Annotated in this window: 16 protein-coding genes and 1 pseudogene; 6 read left to right on the forward strand and 11 right to left on the reverse strand. The window is 40.7% G+C overall.

What is annotated here, in order from left to right; genetic code table 11:
- Nucleotides 1-60: 60 nt before the first annotated feature.
- Nucleotides 61-2,115 carry a glycosyltransferase family 39 protein gene (locus B4U84_RS12760; RefSeq protein ID WP_165490275.1) on the reverse strand — a complete coding sequence of 685 codons (2,055 nt, stop codon included), beginning with the start codon at nt 2,113-2,115 and terminating at the stop codon, nt 61-63.
- Nucleotides 2,116-2,227: 112 nt separating this feature from the next.
- Here B4U84_RS12760 and B4U84_RS32115 point away from each other — a divergent pair, with 112 nt between their 5' ends.
- The gene (locus B4U84_RS32115) at nt 2,228-2,413 is read left to right on the forward strand and encodes a DUF8622 domain-containing protein (protein ID WP_071524810.1); all 186 of its coding nucleotides are present in this window, start codon (nt 2,228-2,230) and stop codon (nt 2,411-2,413) included.
- A gap of 7 nt (nt 2,414-2,420) precedes the next feature.
- Here B4U84_RS32115 and gloA2 read toward each other — a convergent pair whose 3' ends face one another.
- Nucleotides 2,421-2,807 (reverse strand): SMU1112c/YaeR family gloxylase I-like metalloprotein, encoded by a 387-nt coding sequence (gene gloA2, locus B4U84_RS12770; protein ID WP_131118307.1) that lies wholly within the window; start codon nt 2,805-2,807, stop codon nt 2,421-2,423.
- An 85-nt stretch (nt 2,808-2,892) separates the two neighbouring features.
- Nucleotides 2,893-4,137 carry a vWA domain-containing protein gene (locus B4U84_RS12775; protein WP_131118309.1) on the reverse strand — a complete coding sequence of 415 codons (1,245 nt, stop codon included), beginning with the start codon at nt 4,135-4,137 and terminating at the stop codon, nt 2,893-2,895.
- 454 nt (nt 4,138-4,591) lie between these two features.
- Between B4U84_RS12775 and B4U84_RS30575 the strand changes: the two genes are divergently transcribed.
- From B4U84_RS30575 to B4U84_RS12790, 4 genes are all read left to right on the forward strand, one after another.
- The gene (locus B4U84_RS30575) at nt 4,592-4,756 is read left to right on the forward strand and encodes a hypothetical protein (protein ID WP_165490277.1); all 165 of its coding nucleotides are present in this window, start codon (nt 4,592-4,594) and stop codon (nt 4,754-4,756) included.
- A gap of 400 nt (nt 4,757-5,156) precedes the next feature.
- The gene (locus tag B4U84_RS12780; protein WP_044446722.1) at nt 5,157-5,831 is read left to right on the forward strand and encodes an ATP-dependent Clp protease proteolytic subunit; all 675 of its coding nucleotides are present in this window, start codon (nt 5,157-5,159) and stop codon (nt 5,829-5,831) included.
- 144 nt (nt 5,832-5,975) lie between these two features.
- Complete coding sequence (locus B4U84_RS12785; RefSeq protein ID WP_016864202.1) at nt 5,976-6,578, forward strand: ATP-dependent Clp protease proteolytic subunit; 603 nt, start codon at nt 5,976-5,978, stop codon at nt 6,576-6,578.
- Between the two features lie 184 nt (nt 6,579-6,762).
- Nucleotides 6,763-7,371, forward strand: a complete 609-nt coding sequence (locus B4U84_RS12790) for a DnaJ domain-containing protein (RefSeq protein ID WP_131118311.1) — start codon at nt 6,763-6,765, stop codon at nt 7,369-7,371.
- Between the two features lie 19 nt (nt 7,372-7,390).
- Here B4U84_RS12790 and B4U84_RS30585 read toward each other — a convergent pair whose 3' ends face one another.
- The 3 genes and pseudogenes from B4U84_RS30585 to B4U84_RS12810 all read right to left on the reverse strand — a co-directional run bounded on the left by B4U84_RS30585 (nt 7,391) and on the right by B4U84_RS12810 (nt 12,996).
- On the reverse strand, nt 7,391-7,720 hold the full coding sequence (locus B4U84_RS30585) for a hypothetical protein (RefSeq protein WP_165490279.1): 330 nt from the start codon (nt 7,718-7,720) through the stop codon (nt 7,391-7,393).
- 154 nt (nt 7,721-7,874) lie between these two features.
- Nucleotides 7,875-10,628: pseudogene (locus B4U84_RS12800) on the reverse strand (hypothetical protein); the annotation flags it as partial.
- Between the two features lie 2,119 nt (nt 10,629-12,747).
- Nucleotides 12,748-12,996, reverse strand: coding sequence for a Ycf34 family protein (locus tag B4U84_RS12810; RefSeq protein ID WP_017312942.1), 249 nt, complete (start codon nt 12,994-12,996; stop codon nt 12,748-12,750).
- Between the two features lie 526 nt (nt 12,997-13,522).
- Between B4U84_RS12810 and B4U84_RS12815 the strand changes: the two genes are divergently transcribed.
- Complete coding sequence (locus B4U84_RS12815; protein ID WP_131118317.1) at nt 13,523-14,773, forward strand: tRNA nucleotidyltransferase/poly(A) polymerase-related protein; 1,251 nt, start codon at nt 13,523-13,525, stop codon at nt 14,771-14,773.
- Between the two features lie 61 nt (nt 14,774-14,834).
- Here B4U84_RS12815 and B4U84_RS12820 read toward each other — a convergent pair whose 3' ends face one another.
- From B4U84_RS12820 to B4U84_RS12840, 5 genes are all read right to left on the reverse strand, one after another.
- On the reverse strand, nt 14,835-15,563 hold the full coding sequence (locus tag B4U84_RS12820; protein ID WP_044446716.1) for an HAD family hydrolase: 729 nt from the start codon (nt 15,561-15,563) through the stop codon (nt 14,835-14,837).
- Between the two features lie 320 nt (nt 15,564-15,883).
- Entirely contained in the window at nt 15,884-16,906 is a 1,023-nt protein-coding gene (locus B4U84_RS12825; RefSeq protein WP_017312939.1) for a 30S ribosomal protein S1, read from the reverse strand.
- A 306-nt stretch (nt 16,907-17,212) separates the two neighbouring features.
- Nucleotides 17,213-17,317 carry a photosystem II reaction center protein T gene (locus tag B4U84_RS12830; RefSeq protein WP_009459487.1) on the reverse strand — a complete coding sequence of 35 codons (105 nt, stop codon included), beginning with the start codon at nt 17,315-17,317 and terminating at the stop codon, nt 17,213-17,215.
- 190 nt (nt 17,318-17,507) lie between these two features.
- Nucleotides 17,508-19,037 carry a photosystem II chlorophyll-binding protein CP47 gene (psbB, locus tag B4U84_RS12835; protein ID WP_131118318.1) on the reverse strand — a complete coding sequence of 510 codons (1,530 nt, stop codon included), beginning with the start codon at nt 19,035-19,037 and terminating at the stop codon, nt 17,508-17,510.
- Between the two features lie 359 nt (nt 19,038-19,396).
- Entirely contained in the window at nt 19,397-19,732 is a 336-nt protein-coding gene (locus B4U84_RS12840; RefSeq protein WP_017312936.1) for a hypothetical protein, read from the reverse strand.
- Nucleotides 19,733-19,906: the final 174 nt, after the last annotated feature.

Genomic DNA, 19,906 nt, shown 5'->3' on the forward strand with positions numbered 1-19,906 from the left:
CCCTATACTTCACACATTCCCCACACTCCCTTGTCTAGAGTGTTTTCCTTTCCTTGTCCCTTATTCCCGCTCCCCAATCTCTACCACTTCTACCTCACCAATAAGTTGTGCTTGATTGAAAAATCCTTCTACTTCTAGCTGATAACGTTGCGGTAATGTAGCTGGGGAAATTTTTAGCTTGTGGATATCTCGTATTACTGTACCTGCGGTGATCTGTTCTGGAAATATGTAGCCATCTACTAGAGGTGTATTAGAAAAATTGGCGATATTATTTTGATTATTTTGGCGATTATTTTGGCGATCGCGTAAATTTATTTTAATCGAAACATCTGCTGGCAATGGTGCAAAAAATTCCCAGTAGAATGTGACTATCAAATCTTCATTGCTAGATATCTTAGTTTTATTCAAGTCGTAACCTAACAAACGGACTTTTTCGCCAAAAGCCAAAGATAAGGGAAATTGGATACGCTTTAAATCTTCAGGTAAAGCTAATGGACCAGGATAAACCCATGCGTAGTCAATATTTTGCAGCTTTACTGTATATAAAGGTTGTTGGTTGGTAAAATAAGCTAACATTTTGGGTTCTGGTAATTGACGCTGCAATTGATTCTTGTAGAATACTACTCGATGAGCCTGCGTCCAAGGTTGAATACCAGACGGAATACGCTTGTCTATTGGTAAAACTTGACCGTGGAAGTAACTGGAAAAATAGCGACTATACCAACTTGCTACTTTAGTTTCCTTGACATCCGGCGACTGGTTCAACCATTGAGCAACTTTTTCCAAACCTTCCCCTTGACCAATCATAAATATATTTTGGGCTGCGACTGCACCACCAAACACAGGATTGTAGTAAGTTAGGTAGTAGGGATGGTAGGGGAGAAGGAAAACTAATTGCAGCGCAAAGATAATTAAACAACCCCACTCGTTACTAATTTTCAGTTGCAAAGAAACTTTGTTAACCCAAAGTCTCACCCCAGCAATAATTTCCAACCAACCAATCGCCGCAAGTATTGCCAACATTGGCAAACACAGATTAATATAACGGTCGATTTTGTTATCACTCGCTGATAATATCAGTATCACACAGACAGCAATTAAAGCGATCGCTGCGATCGCACTCATATTTTTTAGCCGATGTCGTAGCTTGGGAATCAGCAATACTATACTTATAGCCACCAAACCCACTTGCAATATAGGTGAGAGACGATATATAAGTACCAAAGGATAAAATAGAATTCCAGGGGAATGGGTGAGTTGTCCTAAGAAAAACAAAAATCCCCGATCTGATTCTTGCAAAACACCATCACGAATTCTGTTGAGAACATATCCTGGTGAAACCCAAGTTGCTGGGAATATGACGATAAATGTAACTAAAATCGTCCCTACCCAAAGTTGAAAACTTCGTAACTGCTCCTTCCACCCTCTTTGAGGAAAACTTTCTTGCCAAACTCCTAACTCAATCAATCCGATAATAATTACAATCGCAGGTAATAAAAACAAAGCTGTAATTTTCGCCGCCGTTGCTAGTCCCAGAAATATCCCTGAAGCTAAAATAAACTTACGTTTCCCATCGTGTCGCAAATAAAGTAGAAATGACAGCACAGCTAGAATAGCAAAATCAGCTTGTAGCGCATCAGTAGTAATAAAACGCTGATATGCCAAAAAAAATGGTTCAAATAACAAAAGAATAATTGTACAGAGAGCGATCGCTTGTCCTAATAACCGCCTTGTGAGTAAATATATACACACCATACAAGCAGAAGTCACCACTGCTTGTACCAAACGGGGAAGAATATACAAATTAATCGCAAATCCTTCTAAATTCAGACAAGCGCTGATCTCTGGAGGTAAATCTACACCCAGAAAACCAGGAAACAGCTTGTTTAACCAACAATTCACCAACATCCCACTACCACTTAGCCACATATTGGGAACCCCTGGATGATGCTTGAGAATTGTATGAGTTAAATCTCCTTCCAACAAACGTTTGATAAACTGGCTACCACGATAAATCCATAACCCCTCATCAGTATTCAGGGAAGCAGTAATTGCTAAAGTACGTGACACCAGCGAGATTAGAAAAATCGCAAACAACAACAGGGAAGATTTCATTCTTGTTGATTAGTGACTGTTGAAAATCAATCTGTAGGAGCGCAAAGTCTTGCACCCCTACTAACAGTTATCATGAGTTTAGACCTAATCTCTAATTTTTAGTTTCTAAAAAATGGTGCGATCGCATCGAGTCAAACCATGTTCCCAATGCAATCAACCCGCATCAGTGCTTTATCGTGTCAAGCACAAACAAGATGGGGAATGGGTATTTATTTGTCCTCAATGTTGGTCTTCAGTGAGTGAAAACAACCCATTTTATGTTTATGGTGGAACGTGGAAAGCCAATAAAAAACGGTAGTAAATATCTACAGTTCATATATCTCTAAAGGTAAAGCATCTGGGTCTTGAAAAAACGTAAACTTCTTTCCTGTAATCTCATCAACTCTAATAGCTTCAACCTCAACTCCCCTAGCCTTTAACTCACTCACAACTTCCTCAACATTCTCCACCTGAAAAGCCAAATGTCTCAAACCACAAGCTTCAGGACGACTAACTCTTTGGGGAGGATTCGGAAAAGAAAATAACTCAATTTGATCATTCTCCCCCACCCGTAAATCTAACTTATAAGAATTTCTCTCTTTTCTAAAAGTCTCATTAATAATGGAAAAACCTAAAACTTCCGTATAAAATTTTTTAGAACATTCATAATCAGAACAAATAATCGCCACATGATGAAACCCTATACTCTTCATCCTCTTCTCTCTGCGTCCTCTGTGTCTCTGCGGTTAAATACTCTTAAAAAAATTGGGTAGGCAAAAAGCCCACCCAAAATAATAATTAATCCTGCAAAACCGTCTTTGAAACAATTCTGGTTTTTTTGCGATCGCTTTCGGATAACTCTTCCCCAGACTGCAATCTTGTAGCAGAAGTTTGTAACACCGTTGCTGCACCCAAATCTCCCATTTGCAAAGCCGTTTTAGCAGCAGTTTGCAACATCGTTGCAGCACCAGCGCGATCGCCTTGTTGTAATTTTGCCTCAGCCAGTTGGGTTTGTCGATACTTCGCTAATGCCAAAATATGCTGTTGTACCTCTGGATTAGCCTCACCTTGGTAAGCTGGAAGCACATTCACCTCCACAGACATATTTTCTGAAAGTAACCCAGTTTGATTTTCAGCAGGATCATCATAGCGCACTTGTACATTAGCAATAATATGTTTCCCAGTAATAAATTGTCCTAAATAAATGTTTGCTAAAACTACTCTTTCTGTATCCTTCATCAAGTCTCCCAGACGCACAGAAAAACGCCCATCAGCTTCTTGTTGTACTGGTAATTCAATCGTATCTGGAGAAACTTGGGCTACAGGTTTTAGCTCTGCTAATCGCACCTTTGGCATAAAAGAAAATAGCAAATAAGCATTAGTTAATCCTACAGCTTGTACCCGACTAAAAAGACGGGCAAATTCATCTACAGCTTGTTCTGGTCGTTGAATATAAGATAAAGTCCCACCACCACCATCAGCAATCTTTTCCAGAATATCTTGGTTCCAATTATCACCAAATCCCAAAGTATTCAAAGTTAAATTGTAACCAGCAGCTAACTGAGCAAATTTCAAACAACGTTTGTTGTCGCCGTGTTCATTTTCACCATCAGTTAGTAAAAAGGCTTGAGAAACAGTTTCTTTTTTACCTTTTGCTAGTTCCTCAATACCCAAACGTAACCCTTCATCAATCGCAGTTCCACCATCAGCAGCCAGACGATTTATTTTCTGTTTAATAGCCTCTTTGTCATTAACAATTTGATTAGGTACTAATACTTTAGCGCGGTGATCAAAAACAACCACACTCAGGCGATCGCCTTCCTTGAGTCTATCAACAATTTGGTTAGCCGCTTTCTTGACAGTTTCTAGCGGTCGCCCACTCATCGAACCACTATGATCAAGAATTAAGCACAAATTTAGTGGTACATTACGATCACTCACTTGTGCGATCGCAGACAGAGAAATAGCCAACTGGCGTTGACTATTCATTTGATTGGCATCCAAATTGCCATCATTGAGCGTAGGCAGCAAACTAACCTTCATAATCTCAGGTTTCCATGCAGGATATACATATTTATAAATAACTTCAGCCGCTAAGATCTCCTCTACGGAAAAGATATTTAGTGAAGTACCCCTTTTTGCTTCGCTGAAAAAGGGGCTTCCCAATTTCAACTACACAACGACGGTCTTATTCGTCTATCGGGTTTCCCGTTTCATCCGCCGATGCCTCCACAAACCCGTGTTTGTCTTGGTCTGACTCCGCGTCCACAGGCAGAACCTCGCCTCCCGCAAGGTTATAACTTTACGTACAACATGGCTTGGCTTATTTTTTACCGCAGAGCTAACCCAAGCGAACCAGTGGTCATGTTCTTTCCCCAAGCTCTGCTCTTTCTGTGGTAAGCGTATTACCGCTACTTGACCTATCTGTTCCGAGACAGTTGGGCGGGTCAACAACAATTTTTATGGTAACATAATGTCTAGATGTTGTGTAGACGTTATGAAAACGAAAGGATTACATATTCGTATATCTGAGCGTCGTCTAAATAAGCTAAAGCTATATGCCGAAGCCAAAGAAAAGACAATGACTCAACTAATAGAAGATTGGATTGACAGGCTACCAAGTCAGGAGATTGTCAATTCCTCAACCACCACCACTCCCTAATCAACCGTTAGGTTGATATTGGTCGGAGGTGTTTTCGTCATTGACCGCTGTCCATCCCCACCCGTTGCGTTGCGTTGAGGGATGGGGACTTCCGCGATATCGTTAAAAGTAGTCAATGGTCAATGGTTAATGGTCAATGGTCAATGGTCAATGGTCAAAAAACTCTTGACTCTGGACAATTGACCCTTGACTCTGGACAATTGACCCTTGACTCTGGACACTTGACTCTTGACTCTGGACACTTGACTCTTGACACTTGACTCTTGACTCTTGACACTTGACTCTTGACTCTTGACTCTTGACCATTAATTAACTTAGCGAGTAATCCACACCTCCAACAAAGCTAGCATCGCGTTAGGATGTATTACAGTTAACGGCATTATTTCAAGCAACAGTTCCTATGGACGTTTCTCCCATCAAGGCTGTGCAAGCCCCTTACTACGGCGATAATTTCTACCGCACACCACCACCAGATTTGCCTTCTCTATTATTAAAAGAGCGAATTGTCTATCTGGGAACTCCCCTATTTGCAGAGGTGACAAAACTTATCATTGCTGAACTGCTGTATTTGCAGTCCGATGACCCAGATAAACCAATCAAAATTTACATTAACTCTACAGGTACTTCTGATGGTAGTTCCGGTCAGATGGGACGCTTATTTGGTTTTGAAACCGAAGCTTTCGCCATCTACGACACGATGAAGTACATTAAACCCCCCATCCATACTATCTGTATTGGTAAAGCAGTGGGTATGGCTGCAATACTTCTCAGTGCTGGTACTAAAGGTTGTCGTGCGAGTTTGTCCCATTCCAGCATTGTCTTACACCAACCCAGAAGTTTTGCCCAAGGACAAGCAACGGATATTCAGATCCAAGCCAAAGAGGTACTCAACAACAAAACGGCGATGGTAGATATCCTCTCACGTACCACAGGACAATCCAAAGAAAAAATCGTGAAGGATATGGATCGTCACTTTTACATGACTCCCCAGCAAGCTGTGGAATACGGTTTGATAGACCGAGTCTTTGAAAAATCTGAAATCACTACCACCCCAGCAGCAGCAGGAATTCTCTAAATAGTCAAATGTCAATTGTCCAGAGTCAAGTGTCAAGTGTCAATTGTCCAGAGAATCTTATATTGACCATTGACCATTAACCATTGACCATTGACCATTGACCATTGACCATTGACCAATAATCATTGACAAACGGAGTACACTATGCCTATCGGCTATCCCAGCGTTCCCTACAGATTACCAGGGGAACAATTCACTCAGTGGATTCACATTTACAGTCGTCTGGCGCGCGATCGCATCATCTTTTTAGGAGAAGAAATTGATGACAAACTCGCCAACGAGATTATCGCCATCATGCTATATCTGGATTCAGAAGATCCTGGCAAAGATATTTATCTGTATATAAATTCTCCTGGTGGTGCGATCGACTCTGGCTTGGCGGTTTATGACACCATGCAACACATCAAATCTGATGTAGTAACAATCTGCGTAGGTTTAGCCGCTTCAATGGGTTCTTTCCTTCTGGCGGGTGGTACAAAAGGTAAACGCCTAGCTTTACCCCACTCCCGGATTATGATTCACCAACCCTTGCTTCCTGGTGGTATGCGTGGACAAGCAAGCGATATTGAAATCGAAGCTAGAGAAATTCTGCGTATCCGCCACCAGATGAACGAAATCTACGCCCAAAATACTGGTCAATCACTACAAAGAATTGAAAAAGACTCCGAAAGAGACTTCTTCATGTCTGCTGCGGAAGCAAAAGAATATGGCTTGATTGACAAAGTCATTGAAGAACGGCCGAATTAGGAATCAGTTAACAGTTAACAGTTAACAGTTAACAGTTAACAGTTTAATTTGATAACTGATAACTGTTAACTGTTAACTGATTTATGCCCGATCCCCAAAAATGGCAATTTGGTCTTTATGATTGGGTAGTTTAAGCATTAAGCTATATGCTGATAGCTGATACTAATGCTTCTTGTAGATCACGATGGATCTTGGAGATTGCTACCGTTTGTTGGGTTTAAGGTCGGGTGCTTCCTTTGCTGACATTAAAGCGTCTTATCGACGCCTAGCACAGCAATATCATCCCGATATCAATCCAGATGACAACAAAGCTAAAGATAAGTTTATTGCTTTAACTGAGGCATACAGGTTGCTATTACAGGTGGTAGACCCACAAGAAATAGCCCCACAGCCAACTCAGACAGTAACTGTAACTCATCCAAAACCTAGCGTTACAGAAACGCCGACAACAACACTCAAAACTCAATCGACGCCACAACCGCCTCAAATATCAGAAGTCGAACAGCAATTGAAGTGGCAAACTTATGAACAATTGCAAATATTTTTGAAACAAAGAAGATTTCCCCAGGCGATCGCACTAGCGGAAGCTTTAGCAGCACGTCTACCACAAGACCCAGAAGTACGTCAATGGCAAGCGATCGCTTATCAAATTTGGGGACGGGTACTGATCAAACAAAAACAGTTACCCAAAGCCAAAATATATCTGAAAAAAGCCTTAAAAACAGATCCCCACAATAAAGCTTTGTGGAATGAGGTGCAGCGTGACTTTCAAAAATTAGAACAAATTTTTTGAATTTACCAGGCTCAAACACTCATCGACGGGGTTCAAAGACTCGATGACGAGTTCCAAACACTCGCCGACGAGTATAAAAGACTCGATGACGAGTTCCAAACACTCGCCGACGAGTATAAAAGACTCGATGACGAGTCCCAAACACTCGACGACGAGTCCCAAACACTCGCCGACGAGTCCCAAACACTCGCCGACGAGTCCCAAACACTCGCCGACGAGTCCCAAACACTCGCCGACGAGTCCCAAACACTCGCCGACGAGTATAAAACACTCGATAACAGAGATTAGAAGGGAGCATCCCAATTTTTTCAAAATGCTGCAAAGGGTTTAAACTCTTTGCTGTTAGCACAAGTCGTCTTTATACGACTTCATAAAATCAAACAGTCTGCTTAAAGCAGACTTTCACTATAAGACTGCGATTTCAATCGCAGTTTTTTTTGAACATTTGGGATGCTCCCGATTAGAACTACTCAGACACAATTAACTACACAGATTTTTTTCTGTTAATTTACGACTCCTACAACAAAATTTACTGTGTAGGGTTCCTGTAATGATTGTTGAGTACTATTCTTGATGGCATTAAGATGACGACGTAGAGATTGTAATTGTGAAGGATTGGCGCGATATGTGAGACTACCTTGCTTCTCAAACAAAGGTGCATTGACGATCGCTTTATAATCAAAATTTTCTCTGGAAGCAAGAGTCAGCCAAGAAAAGTCAACATTATTGGGAACCAAACCAGGAGGTAGTTCACCTTCTAAGAAAGCTAATAGGCGTTGCTGACAACTACGAGTATTAATACCACGAGCCTCGAATAATTGAATCACTTCATTAAAAGATAAAGCTCGCTCTGGGATGAGTCGCAGCAATTCTGTAAACAGAAAATAGTCAGTGTACTGTTGTCTGGGTACTTCTAACACTTGGGGATGCAAGGGTAGCATAGCTAAACCGTAAGCTACACGACTACAACTAGGAGTACCATTTTCATTCAAATACAAATCCTGAATGATCTTTGCACTGGGGAGTTTTTGTCGTAGCCAACGAGAAACTGCGGCTAAACTGGATGTACCACCAGTCAGAATCGCTTGATTGATTGCTTCTGTCGGTATACCTTTTGCTACCAATAACTTGTTGAGTTCACGGTTAAGACGTCGCACAAATGGAACAAACACTTGGCTCTCTAAATCTCGTCTTTGCAAGACCCAACACTGATCAGCTAATTCCAAAGTAAACGATTCTTGGTGTTGTAAAATTAACTTGAGGGCTACTGCTGCATCGAGAATTGCTTTACCCAACACAGAACTTTCTAAGCGTTGCTGTAAATAAATGCGATCGCCACTGTCTGGTTCTCCTGGTCGTGGTAATTTTAATCCTTCTAACCCCAAACTTGCAAAACTCATCTGCTCGATACCAGCAATTGTCGGTTGCCATTGTAAAGGACTGCTGGTAATAGTATTATTGCCTTCCTGGGAAGAATTACGTTGTTTGCGCCATTTAGGTGGTATTAGTAACTGGCAAATAATATCTTGCTCAATTCCCTTACCAGCATAAGCAAAATTGTGGAGCATAAAATCGCTGTGAGTTAATTCTTCCACACTTTCTGGTAAATCGACCAGCGCCATTTCCGTTGCAGCAGCACCGATATTAATCACAAGGGTGTTCCCCTCTAAGGGATACTCACTGGTTTTGACAGAATGAGAATGTTCGCTATTGCCAAATTGAATAATTTCACCACTAGGGCCATCAAGTTCTGAAAGTAAACTAGCGATCGCTTCTTCAACAAAATATACTTGTTGGGGATGCTGAATAATTTTGCTTAATAGTAAAGCTTCGCGGATATTAAAGCGATATTGTTCTGACCAGTGAGATGGACAGGTACAGATGACACCAGCAAGATTGTTGATGGCGCTATGGAAAATTTGTTGGTCTAAGCCAATTCCCGCCGCAGTTAAACCTAGAGTAGTGCTACTACGATCTGATCTTAATGTCAAGAGTAATTTGGAGAGCGATCGTACAACCCAAACTAGAGGAACTGTCGCAACTTCATTAAATTGTAATGTTGGCTCCCATTTTTGCTGTTCATTTTTGTAAGGAAGGGCTATTTGCAAATAAGGTTTGAGTTGTGCTGAAAAAAGATTTAAATTTGTCGTATTTTGTTCTTGTGTAGATGGTAAATAAACTTCTGCTGGTAAACGGAATGTTCGTGTCTTCGATGCTGCTTGTTGTTGATTTTCCGTTGACCAATAGAGAGGATAAACTTCAGTTGTAGAGCGATTGAATAAAGTTGCAGAAATTCCTGTTGTACCTAGGTCAATTCCCAAATACCAAATATAGTCTCCGATATTGGCTCGAATTTCTGTATCATCTTTAATTCCAGAATCAGAAGATAAAAACAGTTCTAAAGAATTGGTTGTAGCTTTATTAGTTTCAGTTTCAGCTAATTGCTCATTTTGAGAAATAATTGGTACTATAATTTCGGCAAAGTCTGGATTTTCTGGTTCAGTAGTAGGCAACTTCAATTGAGTATTATTCTGTTCGCCAAAGTTTGCCAAATCTTCATCTAATTGCAGTAATTGCTCTGCATCCAATTTAATTTCTGGTATAGCTACATTCTGTTTTTCTACTTCTAATAACAAATTTTCTTTGACAGAAGCAGGGACATATTCTTCTGAAGAATTATGAATATGCTCTGCACTTGTTTCTTGTGTTTGATTTGGGTTTGATTTTGTATCAATTATCGATTCTTCCACAGACTCTTCTGGCAAAAATTGCTGCTCAATATCTGGGGGAATTAATAAGTTATTTAAGCTTATAATTGTCTCAGCAGCAATTGGTTGTTCAACAACTAAAGAGGGAGTTTCATTACCTTCTTCTGTATATGTAATTTTTTCCCATAATTCTAATAGTTGTCTTCTGATCATTTCAGTAGTAGCTTTTTTGTCTTCTCTCTGAAAATTGCTACTTTCTAAAAGACCTGCATCTGGCTCATCAAACCAAGGATCGGATGCAGAAACAGGAAACTCTACTAATTGGAATTCATTTGTTACAGGTGTAGAGGGCGAATCTATGGTATTGACATCAGAGAAAGAAGCAGCATCATCCACAGATAATTCTTCTGTAGAATCTGCAAATTCAAACATTACTTCTTGTAAAATTAACTCTAATTCTTCTTGATTTGAGATTACTTCTTCATGTACAGATAAATCGTCATTCTGGTCTGTTGCGTCAAAAATAATGTCTTGGAGCAGAGCATCATCNGATTACTTCTTCATGTACAGATAAATCGTCATTCTGGTCTGTTGCGTCAAAAATAATGTCTTGGAGCAGAGCATCATCATCTTCTTGTTGATTTGTGATGACTTCTTCGTAGAAAGCTAATTCGTCATTCTGGTCTGTTGCGTCAAAAATGATGTCTTGGATTAGAACATCATCATCTTCTTGAAGAACAGTTACGACTTCATCATCAATCAGCAACTTTGTGGAATCAGCAACTTCAAAAAATATATCTTGGAAAATTAAATCTGCTTCTTCAGTGTTTGTGTTTTCATCAATAATTAATTCTCTAGGATCTGCAACTTCAAAAAAGACGTCTTGGAAAATCAACTCTGATTCTTCCTGATTATGACTTTTTATTTCATAATCAGATATTGATGCTGTTAAGTCTCTAGATATTAATTCTGATTTTTCTGGACTAGTTGCTGTGTCTGCGATGAGTGAGTTATCTGTCGAATCTATAATTTCAAAATTGTTAGTTTGAGAAGAAAATTCTGGATTAGTTGTAATGAAATTATCACTTCCAAATAAACTAGCGTAAAGTTGATCTACTTCATCACGAATTGAGACAGAACTATCTTGGTGTAATTCATCGATTATGGAATTATTAGCAGTGTCTGGAGAGTTTAGGGTGTCTTGGATTTGGTCAATAACTGTATCAGTTTTTGCTGTTTGAGCATCATTTTCTGATTCGTCTGTCTGATTGCTGGATTGTAGAGCTTTGGAATGAGTGGGTTGTATTTCATTCTTAATATCAATAGTAAATGGTTCTTTAGAAGCAGGTTGTAGTTGTGTTTGCTGCGCCAAACTATTGATTAAATTGCCGAATAATTGTTCTCCTTGCAAACCTTGGCTATACATTCTTGCCAGAGCTTGAGAAAGAGATTCATGATATGTATGAATATTACGTTGTAAAGCTTCAAAAACTACATTAACAGTTCCATCGAGTGCGAGTAACTTTTGATCTAATTCACTAGCAAGACGTGTTAATCGCTCTAACTGATCCTGTGACTCTAACAAAGGTGAAGCAGAAAAAGCAAGTTGTTGTGTATTGTCATTACTAATACTGGTGGAAGAACCAGCAGCACCAAGCGCTAGTGGAGTTTCTTGTGTTGCTTTGATAGCATTTGTGGGAATTTTTGGTTGTACATCCCCCCCTAAGCGATTAGTCAGCACTTGCAAAAAATCTGCTATTAGCTGTTCTTGGTTTGCTAACTGCTGGGCTAGAGAAAAGTTTTGTAGTCGCCTTTGCTCTAACTCTTTGATTTCCTGGACAAGATTTGCTCGTTCTTGCAAAAGTGTTTGTAATTCTGCTTGCAATGGTGCTAATAGTGAAGATAGTGGATTAGACTCACTACCTTCGTTTTGGCTGGATTGATTTGGCTGTGTCTCAACGGAATAATTATTTTGATGAATAAATTTTGTTAATAAAGGTGATGACTGTGGTATTGGCTGTTGCTGGTATGGAGTGCTGTTTACCTCCGTTTCTGCACAGCTAACCAGAAAGTTACGTATCCTTTCTAATAACTGTCTTGGTTGCTCCTTTTCACTGGCCAGAAACCGGGAAAAGCGCTTGTTGGAAAGTAAATTGTCAATGTCTGCTATTAGTGTTTGAATCTCAGTTGTGCGGGAAGTCACGTTTATTCACCTTAAAATAGAACTGTACCTCACCTCTGGTGGTGCGCGAATTATTTTGTTATAACTACTGCCACTATGTTACGCATCCGGTGAGTATTTAGAGATATTAGGCAAGCCGTAGTGACTTAATGCTGCACTTACAAAATTAATTTTGCTAACCAAATCTTGCCTTGCATAGCGTCAGCCTAACTTTTGTTAGCTGACACTTGTACCAGTTACAATCAGCCGTAATAGAAATTTTCGGATCAAAGCTTAAACCCGTTAAAATTAGTTAAAACCTGAGCCAGTTGGTTTTTAACCTACTTTAGCTTTCAGCCCAAATTTTAATTTAGGGCTAGGTACAAGATATTAGTTAGTTAAAGTTTAGTTACATTTCAATGAAAAAGAAAAGGGAAAAAGCACTTTCCTAAATTACCTTTTCCCTTTCCCCTTTTTTATTTTTAAATTTATAGACACTATAATTCATCAAGTTGGTACTAACTCGCCAGGACGCAACTTTGACCACTTACCCTGTTCTCGTTTAAAACTCAGACATCCTACCACATCCCATTCCATTTCAATCACATCGCCTCTAGGACGGATGTTGACGTTGATAGATGGTTCATTTGGCTCAAAATCTGGTGTTTCAGTCAAATGGGGCTGTTGGTGCTGGGTTTCTACCGCGTGGTATGTGATACAGCGGTCTACATAATGGCAATTGACGCAAACGCACATAATATAACCTACTCCAGAGCCTTTTTGAACTCTCCACGACTTGAAAAACGTGGATTCTGTTGGTGTTAACCTTCTCGAAAAGTACTGACATTGCTATATGGGATAAATTCATATTTCGCAATGTTTGTTTTGCCTTTTCAAGCTTTGAGTGGTTCAAACATTCTTACCCGCCTCGGCTTAAAAGCTGTACGGCTACTTTGCTCTAGCAACACGTTTGTTTTTTTGGAGTTTTTCATAAAACCTCTCGGTATGCGGGAAACTCAGTGGCTTGAGCCGCTGAGAGGGAAGCGACACGAGTGATCCCTTTAGGGTTGAGTCAGTGACCCTGTATGCTAGATTAATCCAATGCTAGCGCATACGTGTCGGATTTCATCCCCTCACTTTTAAGGTAGTCCCAATGAAAAAATTCCACTACCAAGCATAAAAAATCTGGAAAATTAGATATGGAACAGCTTATCCATCCCCACCGTGTAGACGGTAGGGAATTCCGCAGAATTTAGTTAACTTCTGGGTTTATTTTGATTACATGACAATAAATAGTTCTGCACTTTTAACCTTAGCTCCCGAAAATTGGCCCTTTAGCAGAGAATTTTTACCGCAACCAGCTTATGTGGTGGGTGGTGCTGTTAGAGATGCTATTTTGGGAAGAACTCGCGAATATTTAGATTTAGATTTTGTTTTACCGACAAATGCTGTAACAGTAGCTCACAGAATTTCCAAGCATTACAAAGCTGGTTTTGTGCTACTCGACCCAGAAAGACAAATTGCTCGTGTGGTATTTCCTGATGCTACTGCTGACTTTGCTCAACAAGAAGGAGTGAGTCTGGAAGTTGATTTACACAGACGAGACTTTACAATTAATGCGATCGCCTACAACCCTCACACCCAAGAAATTATTGATCCTTTACAAGGTTGTGCAGATATAAAAAAGCATTTGTTAAAAATGGTATCACCAAGCAACCTGGAAGATGATCCCCTACGCTTACTACGGGCTTATCGTCAAGCTTCCCAACTTAACTTCACTATAGAATCAGAAACACAAGAAACTATTCGCGCTTTCGCATCCCAAATCACAAGAGTCGCCGCCGAACGAGTCCGGGTAGAATTAAGCTATATGTTGCCAAGTTCTCAGGGTAGTGCTTGGTTAATTAGCGCTGGGGAAGATGGTTTACTGACGCCTTTTTTCAAAAATGCTCAACAGGAAAACTTTCAGAAACTATTGACAGTTGACACAGCAGCAGATCAACTCACGCATTTTTGGCCACAACTAGGTGAAGAACTACAAAATTTTGTGCGTGATACAGTTAAAACTACTTGGTTGGGTATTGCTAAACTTGGTTGTTTAGTTAACCTAAACCCAGAAATAGCAGAAATAGAACTGCAAGAACTTACTTACAGTCGCGCCGAAATTAAAGCCGTTACCACCGCTCTGAGACTGTTCCCACAGTTAGGAGATCCCCTGATGTCTTTGCGAGAACAGTATTTTTTATTTCAGGAAGCGGGGTCTGTATTTATATCTACAGCAGTCTTATCCGTAACACACGGTCAGTCAGTAGAAGCGATCGCACCTTTGATGAATCGCTATCTTAACCCTAATGATCTGGTGGCTCATCCCATTCCGTTAGTAAATGGGAAGGACATCATGCTAGCACTAAACATTCCTCCTTCGCCACTCGTAGGTAAATTACTCACAGAAATAGCGATCGCCCAAATTGAAGGTAAAATTTATACAGCAACAGAAGCAATAGAATTGGCAGCACAATTAATTAATAGTTAGTTCCATTTCAACAATAATAGGACTTACGCAAAATCATGAAAAAACAAACCCCATAAATAAATCATAAAATTTGAATCTCATCAAGTTGATTAATTACCACATCCGCACCTGGGACATTTTCTGGTTTATTAATCCAAGTTATACCAATACAACCAACTGCTTTAGCGTTACGCGCCATTTGCATATCACCCGCCGAATCTCCTACCATCAGTGTAGAACTGGGTTCTACTCCCAATTCTGCACAAGCTTGTAAAAATAAAACTGGATCTGGTTTACTTGGCCCTTCATCCACTCCCATTTTTAGGTGGATATAATTACTTAATTGATGAGTTTTGACAAATTCTTGGACTTCAGCAGTTGTTGCAGCTGAGAGAATACCAAGTTTTAATCCTGCTTCTGATAATTTCTGAAGAATTTCTAAACTACCAACAAATAAAGGTGAGGGAGTTGCACCAACGTATTTTTCGGCGTCTGCTAATGCTTGGCGTGCGATTTTTAATGATTCAAACCACCCGCGTCCAGTTTCGGCGATATATGCTGCGGTGGCTATTTCTGTTTCTCGACGACTTGCTACTGATACCAACCCTGCTGGGTCAAGAACATCACCATTAACGCCAAACGCCATTAACAATGGTTCCCCGATTCCAGGAATTTGTGCATCTATGATTCTTGCTGCTTTTTGAGCGAGCGATCGCAAGAATACTTCTGAGTCTTCAAGAGTACCATTTTTATCAAATAAAATAGCTTGGATATTAGAAAATATCACATCTCTACACTTAATCGTTACCAACAGACTCCTCCTCATTGTTGTTTATTATTGTTTTGGTTGTTTGTAGAACCAGCGCTTTTTAGGTGTAAATCGAGAAAATGAAAATTTTTTGGTTTTTTACTGTCTTAGTGTTTCAAAAATTATTTTTTACTAAATAGACACAAAGACAGAAAGCAATACTGCTCGGATAAGACAAATCAATTGACACTTAAATCCTGTAGACGCGATATATCGCGTCTCTACAACTAATACAAAAAAAGAGGGATTTATTTTCCCTCCTTGTCTGTAAAATCTTATCTTTATTATTAATATAGTTGCCAATAACGGCAACGAGAAATAAATTACTCTTCAATAGCTACTGGTATTTCTTCTTCAACTTCTTCAGTTGCAGATGGAATTTCTTCTTCAACTACAGCTACAGCAGTTTCGCTGGCTTCAGCAGGCACAGCAGCATTACCTTGCTGTTTAGCTAATAATTGTTCACGATATTTAGCAGCCATTTCTTCTGCTTTATCGTAAACCAAATCGCGGTTCTTAATCATATCACCTGGTTCGGGTTCCAATTGCTTTGTAGACAAGGATATCCGGCCCCGTTCTGCATCCAAGTCAATGATCATCACTTTCACTTCATCATTGACATTGAACACGCTGTGAGGTGTGTCAATATGTTCGTGGGAGATTTCGGAAATATGCAATAGGCCGCTGACGCCACCAATATCAATAAAGGCACCATAAGGCTTAATACCGCGTACAGTACCGATTACTACCTCACCGACTTCGAGGCGATTCATCTTACGCTCAACCAAAGCTCGACGATGAGATAGAACCAAGCGGTTACGTTCTTCGTCTACCTCTAAGAACTTCAATGGTAGTTCTTCACCGACTAAATCTTCTTTCGGTTTGCGGGTGCTAATGTGAGAACCGGGAATAAATCCTCGTAATCCTTCGATTCTAACTAAAGCTCCACCCCGGTTAGTAGCAAATACGCCAGAACGAACAGTAGCATCTTCTGCTTGTAACTGCCGTACTCGCTCCCAGGCTCGCATGTACTCTATACGACGAATAGAAAGAGTTAATTGCCCCTCTTCATTTTCATCGCTAAGTATATAAAATTCCCGTGTTTCGTTTGATTGTAAGACTTCCTCCGGGCTATCTACCCGGTTAATAGACATTTCTTGTATCGGTATGTATGCCGCGGTTTTAGCACCTATGTCAATCAGAGCGCCGCGTGGCTCTATACTGAAAACCGTACCGGGTACAATATCACCAGGGCTAAAATGATAATCGTATTTGTCCAGTAAAGCAGCGAATTCTTCGTGAGTAAACCCAATCTCGGTAATAGCAGTTGTTTTCTGATTGACCATGCTGATTGTTTCCTGGTTGTTCGTCTCCGTAATGGTTTTGCCACAAGCGCGATGTATGTGCAAGCGTGACACAGGATGTCTACACCTACATCCCTAAATCATCCTAGCGCACAAAAGCTGACTTCGCGCACATTAGTTCACAGATAGTAAATTATATCAAAAAATCAGTCTTTTTTATTATAAGGAGTTTCAATCCTTTTATCCTTTTAACCGTAAGTTTTGCAATAAATAGCCGCAGTCACTGAAATATGTAAACTGCGGCTATTTATTTCTAAGAAACAATATCAAAAATTTGGCAACACAAAATTAATCTTCTTTCTTCTCAATGCGAGGAGGTTCGCGGAATGCGATCGCAAAGAAAAGAGTTCCAATTGCCAAAGTCAAAATTAAGATATATGCCACGCTTTCCATATCACAAGCCCCTGCATATCTGGAAATTTTGACATTCTCACTAAGCATTATGCTTCAATGAGATTCTTGCTTCACCGGGAGTCAATTGACTTTACCCTCTGCAAGCAGCCACCGTGTGTCCCACGGCAGTACCTAATATTATACCAAGTTCAGGGATTAGGTTATTTCCTAATCCCCAATCTTTTAAGCTTTAGACAGCTTCTTTCTTACGAGTGGACAAGTCACCCACTTTCGCAAATACACCAAACTCGACTTGTTCTTCCAAGTCTGGGTCAACACCGGCAAACACGTCTCGGTAAATTGTCCGAGAACCGTGCCAGATATGACCAAAGAAGAACAACAACGCAAAGCAGGCGTGTCCAAAGGTAAACCAACCTCTAGGACTGGTGCGGAATACACCATCAGAGTTTAAAGTTTCCCTATCGAAGTCAAATACTTCACCACCTTGAGCTTTACGCGCCCACTTCTTAACTTCTGCGGGACTTGTAAAGCTTTGACCATTTAAGTCACCACCATAGAAGGCAACTTTCACACCACTTTGCTCAAAGCTGTTCTGAGATTCTGCTCGACGGAAAGGAATGTCAGCACGGACAATACCATCTTTATCGGTCAGAATTACCGGGAAGGTTTCAAAGAAGTTAGGCAAACGACGTACTTCTAATTCCCGTCCTTCGGCATCTGTGAATACAGGATGACCAACCCAAGATTGAGCTATACCATCACCTTTCACCATAGGACCTGTACGGAATAGACCACCTTTGGCGGGGCTATTGCCGACATAATCGTAGAATGCCAATTTTTCAGGAATTTGTGACCATGCTTCTGAAGGGGTCTCGCCAGAAGCAATACTTGTCTGTACGCGACGCTGAATTTCTTGCTTAAAGTAGCTTTGATCCCACTGATAGCGGGTAGGACCAAACAATTCGATTGGAGTGGTGGCGCTACCGTACCACATGGTACCAGCAACGACAAAAGCAGCAAAGAATACAGCAGCAATACTGCTAGAAAGTACGGTTTCAATGTTACCCATCCGTAGGGCTTTGTAGAGCCTTTCCGGTGGTCTTACTGTCAGGTGGAATAAACCAGCAATAATGCCGACAACGCCTGCGGCGATGTGGTGAGCTACGACACCACCAGGGTTGAATGGGTTAAACCCATCCGGCCCCCACTCTGGTGCGACTGGTGCTATGTGACCAGTTAAGCCGTAGGCGTCAGACACCCACATTCCCGGTCCCCAAAGTCCAGTGAGGTGGAAAGCACCAAAACCGAAACATAGAAGACCAGATAAGAACAAGTGAATGCCAAACATTTTTGGCAAGTCAAGAGCAGGTTCACCAGTGCGGGGGTCTTGGAATAGTTCCAAGTCCCAAAAAACCCAGTGCCAAACAGCAGCTAGGAATAATAGACCAGATAGAACAATATGAGCGGCGGCTACGCCTTCAAATGACCAAAAACCGGGGTCGTAGTTGGTTGCGCCAGTAACGTTCCAACCACCCCAAGAGCCTACAACACCCAAGCGTGCCATGAAGGGCAGCACGAACATACCTTGACGCCACATGGGGTTGAGAACTGGGTCACTGGGATCATAGATAGCCAGTTCGTATAAAGCCATAGAACCAGCCCAGCCGGCCACCAAGGCTGTGTGCATCAAGTGTACAGAAATCAGTCGTCCTGGATCATTCAGAACGACTGTGTGTACTCGGTACCAAGGTAGTCCCATCGACTACGCTCCTCCTCGATGAGTTTGTTTACAAAACAATTTTTCTGTGTTTTTTTATTGCCAGAGCTTGAATTTTCCACAGCTTGGTCTTAAAAGTCAGACAGCGTGGTTACTTGAGCGACAGACAAGACTTTCAGAGTGTTTGACTCCGAGGTCGCGATCGCTCAGTAAAAATGAGAATGTTTAAAAAAGTGTAACTATTGATGGAGCTGTTTGCAAGGGTATAAAGGCACTTAAGCTTAGTTACTAGTCGGTAGATAGTGGTTAGTAGTAGGCTGTTGTCTTTTATTTCGTTTTTGTTACAAAAAATCAACGACCAACTACCAACCAATCAACCCCTGATTTTTAATTCTTAATCTTTACTGCACCATTGATTCTATATTTTGTAGCTGACACCTAGCTGAGGCAGTCTCCAAGCGCTCTATAACTTGTTCAGCACTCATTAACCGCTTTAGTATGACTTGACCGATCGCTTGAGTAGATCTACTGGTTTGTGGTGTGATCGCTGGCTTTACTTCTACGGTGATAATGGCATCCTCTACTCGATAAAGCCACATTACTTCGCCTTGTTCTAATAAACAAATATTCATACGCTGAATATCTGGTTGGCGTCGCCATGCGGTTATTTGCCAAAGTCCTTCAGATGCCCAAACTCTGCCAACTGTCCATCCTTCAGATAAAAAGAAGTACTTCACTCTTTTAGTCTCGCTGTTAGATTCTCTAGAATTAATTGCTAGCAATACCGTGAAAACCTCATTTATCTCTGTATCAAATGAGATTTGTACATTATAGCTATGGGATCACAAACAGAGTGGGGACTATGAAGAGGGACGAAGATTATAAATAGAGATCAATTGAGTATAGAGCAT

The sequence above is a fragment of the Westiellopsis prolifica IICB1 genome, assembly GCF_004323185.1.
Lineage (GTDB): Bacteria > Cyanobacteriota > Cyanobacteriia > Cyanobacteriales > Nostocaceae > Pelatocladus > Pelatocladus prolificus_A.